The sequence below is a fragment of the Brevundimonas sp. genome, assembly GCF_032107865.1.
Lineage (GTDB): Bacteria > Pseudomonadota > Alphaproteobacteria > Caulobacterales > Caulobacteraceae > Brevundimonas.
Window position 1 is genome coordinate 1 of record NZ_DAMCNG010000237.1, and the last position, 3,883, is coordinate 3,883.

Below are 3,883 nucleotides of genomic sequence, written 5' to 3' on the forward strand. Positions count from 1 at the left end.
GCGCGCCAGTACGGCCGACCCGGCGTCCAGCGCGGCCTGCAGGCCCGCGCGATAGGCGGCGTCGCGCTCAGGGCTCAGCTGGGCGCGCTCGATCACGCCCGCGCCGCCGTGAATGGCGAGCGACCATTGCGGCGCATCCTGAGCGACGGCCGGTGAGGCCAGCAAGGCGGCCGCAGCGGCGGCGAAGGCGATGGATTTCATTTCAGGCTCCCCATTGTTTTCTCCTCCCCATGAAGTGGGGAGGTGGATCGTCGGCGACAGCCGACGAGACGGAGGGGCTGCTCGCCTAAACGCGCCGAAGAGGCCCCTCCACCACTTCGTGGTCCCCCTCCCCATGGAATGGGGAGGAAAGCGAGTCCAGCGTCCTCAGCCCTTATGGTGCAGGCGTCGCCACAGGCGGTGGGCCAGGATAGGGGCGAAGCCGCAGACCAGGGCGGCGGCCAGGACCATCCAGAACCCGCCCCCCAGCCAGTACTCGCCCGCCAGGGCCCCGGCCCCGGCCGCCAGAAGCGGGCCGAGCCAGGGCAGCCAGTGCGGTGGCCGAAACCGCATTCAGGCGTCGACCTTGATGACGCCGCGACGGATCTGGTCCAGCTCGATCGAATCGAACAGGGCCTGGAAGTTGCCGTTGCCGAAGCCTTCATTGCCCTTGCGCTGGATGATCTCGAAGAAGATCGGGCCGAAGGTGTCCTGGGTGAAGATCTGCAGCAGCAGGCCTTCCTCGTCCGAGCCGTCGATCAGGATGCGGTTCTTGCGCATCCGCTCCACGTCCTCGCCGTGGCCCGGCAGGCGTTTGTCGATCAGTTCGAAATAGGTCTCGATGGTGTCCTGGAAATCGACGCCGCGTTCGCGCATGGCCTCGACCGTCTCGAAGATGTTCTCGGTCGTCAGGGCGATGTGCTGGATGCCTTCGCCGTTGTAGCGACGGATGAATTCCTCGATCTGGGAATTCTCGTCCTGGCTCTCGTTCAGGGGGATGCGGATGGCGCGGTCGGGCGCGATCATGGCCTGTGAGAACAGGCCCGTCGCCTTGCCCTTGATGTCGAAATACTTCTGCTCTTCGAAGTTGAACACCGAGCTGTAGAAGCCGGACCAGGTGCGCATCTCGCCGCGACGCACGTTGTGGGTCAGGTGGTCCAGGATCTCGAGGCCCATGGAGTTCTTGCGCTCGGCTTCTTCCCAGCCCTCGATCTCGTCCCAGGCGTCATAGAGGGAGCCGTTCTCGCCATACTGGTCGACGACGTAGAGCAGGCTGCCGCCGATGCCCTGCAGCACATAGGGGTAGTCGCCGCCCAGGGCGCCGCCGTCCATGCCTTCGGCCTTGCGGGCGCCGCGCGCCAGCGCGCCCTCATAGGCGGCCTTGGCGTCGGCGACGCGGAAGGCCATGCCGTTGGCCGAGGGGCCGTGATCCTTGGCGAAATCCGCCGCCTGCCCGGCCGGCGCGCGGTGGACCAGCATGGTGATGTCGCCCTGCTTCAGGCGCACCACGCCGTTGGCCGGGTTCACATGGGTCGGGGTGAAGCCCATCAGCTCCAGACGCGAAATCATCGCCTCGGGCTCGGGGCCGGTGAATTCGACGAACTCGAAACCGTCGACGCCGAGGGGGTTTTCCTGGTCGAGTTTGGCGGCATCCTGCATGGCGCGTCTCCTCTCTACTTATGGTTTGACGCGGCTCAGGCCTGCATGGCGCGGCCGCTGATTGGGGCGGAACCTACTGGCGGGGCGGTATCGGGCGCAAGGCGGCTGTGGACTGAAACGGCACACGTTCCGGTGTCGCAGGCGATCGTTCGCCTCTCGCGCCGTTTCGTCTGGCCTGCTATCGGGCGAGGGACGAGAGGCGGGGGCCTCGATCGGGACGCCTGAATGCTTCGCAAGCTCTACGACTGGGTCTTCTCCCTGGCCCGCCATCGTCACGCGACCCGGTCGCTGGCCGTGGTCTCCTTCGCCGAAAGCTCCTTCTTCCCGATTCCGCCGGACGTCATGCTGGCGCCCATGGTGCTGGCCAAGCCGGACCGCGCCTATTTCTACGCCACGGTCTGCACCATCGCCTCGGTGCTGGGCGGAATTCTGGGCTACGCCATCGGCTACTTCCTGGAGCCGGTCGGCATGTGGATGCTGGCCCTGCTGGGCAAGGCCGACACTTTCGAGGCGTCCAAGGCCCTGTTCCAGCAGCACGGCGCCTGGGTCATCCTGATCAAGGGGCTGACGCCCATTCCCTTCAAGCTGATCACCATCGCCTCGGGCATCTTCCAGTTCAATCTGGCGCTGTTCATCGCCCTGTGCGTCGTGACGCGCGGCGCCCGCTTCTTCCTGGTGGCCTTCGTGCTGAAGCGTTGGGGCCCGCCGATGCTGGCGATTGTCGAGAAGCGGCTGGCGCTGTTTACCGTGCTGTTCCTGGTGCTGCTGGTCGGCGCCTTCTTTATGGTCAAGCTGATCGGTCATTGATCGACGCCGGTCCCCGCTCAGTTTATGAGAGGCGCCTGGTTCCTGTGAGGCGCAGATGAGCGCGATCTATAAAACGCTGACCCGCTGGTGGACGGCTTTCGCCCTGACCGCCGCCCTGGCCATGCTGGGCGCGGCCCATGCGTTTGAGCGGTTCGGCGGTCTGGCGCCCTGCAACCTGTGCCTGAAGCAGCGCGAGGTCTACTGGGCCGCCGTCGCCATCGCCGGGGCCGCCACCTTCTGGGCCCTGTTCAGCCGGGCCAGCCGGGGCACGCCGCGCATCGCCTCCTTCCTGCTGGCGGCGATCTTCCTGACCGGGGCGATCACGGCGGGCTATCACGCCGGGGGCGAGCTGCGCTGGTGGGCCTTGCCGGCCACCTGCATGGCCGCGCCGAGCACCACCATCGATCTGTCGGCGTTGACGGCCCTGGTCGACGGCACGGGCGGAAGCTCGGGCTTCGTCTCCTGTGGCGACATTCCGTGGAGCTTCGCCGGCCTGTCGATGGCGGGCTGGAACTTTGTGATCTCCCTGGCGCTGGCTATCTTCAGCCTGCTGGCGGCGAAACGTCCCAAGGACGCCCGCGCGCCGAGGAGCTAGGATAGAGGCGTCATGACCCAATCAGCCGAAGCCATCTCCGCCGCCCGCCGCATTCCCCTGGCTCGCCCCGGCGTGGGTCAGGACAAGACCCGCCTGGCCGAGATGCTGCGCGTCGACCATGCGGGCGAGTTCGCCGCCGTCCACATCTACCGCGCCCAGCGCGCCGTGCTCGAAGGCCGCAAGGGCAAGGACGCCATCGCCGCCGACCTGACCGAGATGGAGGGGCACGAGGCCGTCCACCTGGCCCGCTTCGAGACCCTGCTGAACGAGAACCGGGTGCGCCCCACGGCCATGATCCCGCTGTGGAAGCTGGCGGCCACGGCGCTCGGCGCCGGTACGGCCCTGATCTCGGAAAAGGCGGCCCACGCCTGCACCGAGGCGGTCGAGAGCGTCATCGAGAAACACTACGCCGACCAGATCGAGGAAATCCGCGACCGCGATCCCGAACTGGCCGCCGAACTGACCAAGTTCCGCGAAGAGGAACTGGCCCACCACGACCACGCCATCGAGCACGGCAGCCGTGAGGCCCCGGCCTACCGCCTGCTCAGCAGCGTCATCAAGGTCGGCTGCAAGGCCGCCATCAAGATCAGCGAGCGGATCTGACCTCGAGCACGTCGAAGGCCAGCATCAGGGTCTTCTGCGCCGGGTTGGCGTTGTCGTCGGACAGGATGTAGAGGCGCGTCCCTTCCGCGCGGCGCTCGGCGGCGATCCCCTCGAAATTATCGGTCAGGCCGGGCAGTTTCAGCTCGACCAGAACCGGCCCCAGCGCGCCGTCGGCGTCCATGCGGCGCACCCGCGCGCGGACGTCGAACGGCGGGCGCCACGACCGTTGCACGGCGAACC

General features: G+C 67.3%; 5 protein-coding genes and 2 pseudogenes. 3 read left to right on the forward strand and 4 right to left on the reverse strand.

Annotated features, from left to right (window positions below; translation table 11 throughout):
• The 3 genes and pseudogenes from RT567_RS14570 to hppD all read right to left on the reverse strand — a co-directional run.
• Window positions 1-201, reverse strand: a pseudogene (locus tag RT567_RS14570) (isoaspartyl peptidase/L-asparaginase); the annotation flags it as partial.
• A 165-nt stretch (window positions 202-366) separates the two neighbouring features.
• Window positions 367-552 carry a hypothetical protein gene (locus tag RT567_RS14575; protein WP_313576982.1) on the reverse strand — a complete coding sequence of 62 codons (186 nt, stop codon included), beginning with the start codon at window positions 550-552 and terminating at the stop codon, window positions 367-369.
• The gene (hppD, locus tag RT567_RS14580) at window positions 553-1,638 is read right to left on the reverse strand and encodes a 4-hydroxyphenylpyruvate dioxygenase (protein ID WP_313576983.1); all 1,086 of its coding nucleotides are present in this window, start codon (window positions 1,636-1,638) and stop codon (window positions 553-555) included.
• Between the two features lie 225 nt (window positions 1,639-1,863).
• Here hppD and RT567_RS14585 point away from each other — a divergent pair, with 225 nt between their 5' ends.
• From RT567_RS14585 to RT567_RS14595, 3 genes are read left to right on the forward strand one after another with little or no spacing between them, the layout of a single operon-like run.
• Entirely contained in the window at window positions 1,864-2,445 is a 582-nt protein-coding gene (locus tag RT567_RS14585; protein ID WP_313576984.1) for a YqaA family protein, read from the forward strand.
• Window positions 2,446-2,500: 55 nt separating this feature from the next.
• Window positions 2,501-3,040, forward strand: a complete 540-nt coding sequence (locus tag RT567_RS14590) for a disulfide bond formation protein B (RefSeq protein ID WP_313576985.1) — start codon at window positions 2,501-2,503, stop codon at window positions 3,038-3,040.
• 12 nt (window positions 3,041-3,052) lie between these two features.
• Window positions 3,053-3,643, forward strand: coding sequence for a demethoxyubiquinone hydroxylase family protein (locus RT567_RS14595; RefSeq protein ID WP_313576986.1), 591 nt, complete (start codon window positions 3,053-3,055; stop codon window positions 3,641-3,643).
• Here RT567_RS14595 and RT567_RS14600 read toward each other — a convergent pair.
• A pseudogene (locus tag RT567_RS14600) lies at window positions 3,627-3,883 on the reverse strand (Tat pathway signal protein); the annotation flags it as partial. The gene RT567_RS14595 and the pseudogene RT567_RS14600 overlap by 17 nt on opposite strands.

What these genes read in the sequence shown, in the direction of transcription:
- hppD (WP_313576983.1), bottom strand. Translation starts at nt 1,638, where the DNA reads ATGCAGGATGCCGCCAAACTCGACCAGGAAAACCCCCTCGGCGTCGAC.
- RT567_RS14575 (WP_313576982.1), bottom strand. Translation starts at nt 552, where the DNA reads ATGCGGTTTCGGCCACCGCACTGGCTGCCCTGGCTCGGCCCGCTTCTG.
- RT567_RS14595 (WP_313576986.1), top strand. Translation starts at nt 3,053, where the DNA reads ATGACCCAATCAGCCGAAGCCATCTCCGCCGCCCGCCGCATTCCCCTG.
- RT567_RS14585 (WP_313576984.1), top strand. Translation starts at nt 1,864, where the DNA reads ATGCTTCGCAAGCTCTACGACTGGGTCTTCTCCCTGGCCCGCCATCGT.
- RT567_RS14590 (WP_313576985.1), top strand. Translation starts at nt 2,501, where the DNA reads ATGAGCGCGATCTATAAAACGCTGACCCGCTGGTGGACGGCTTTCGCC.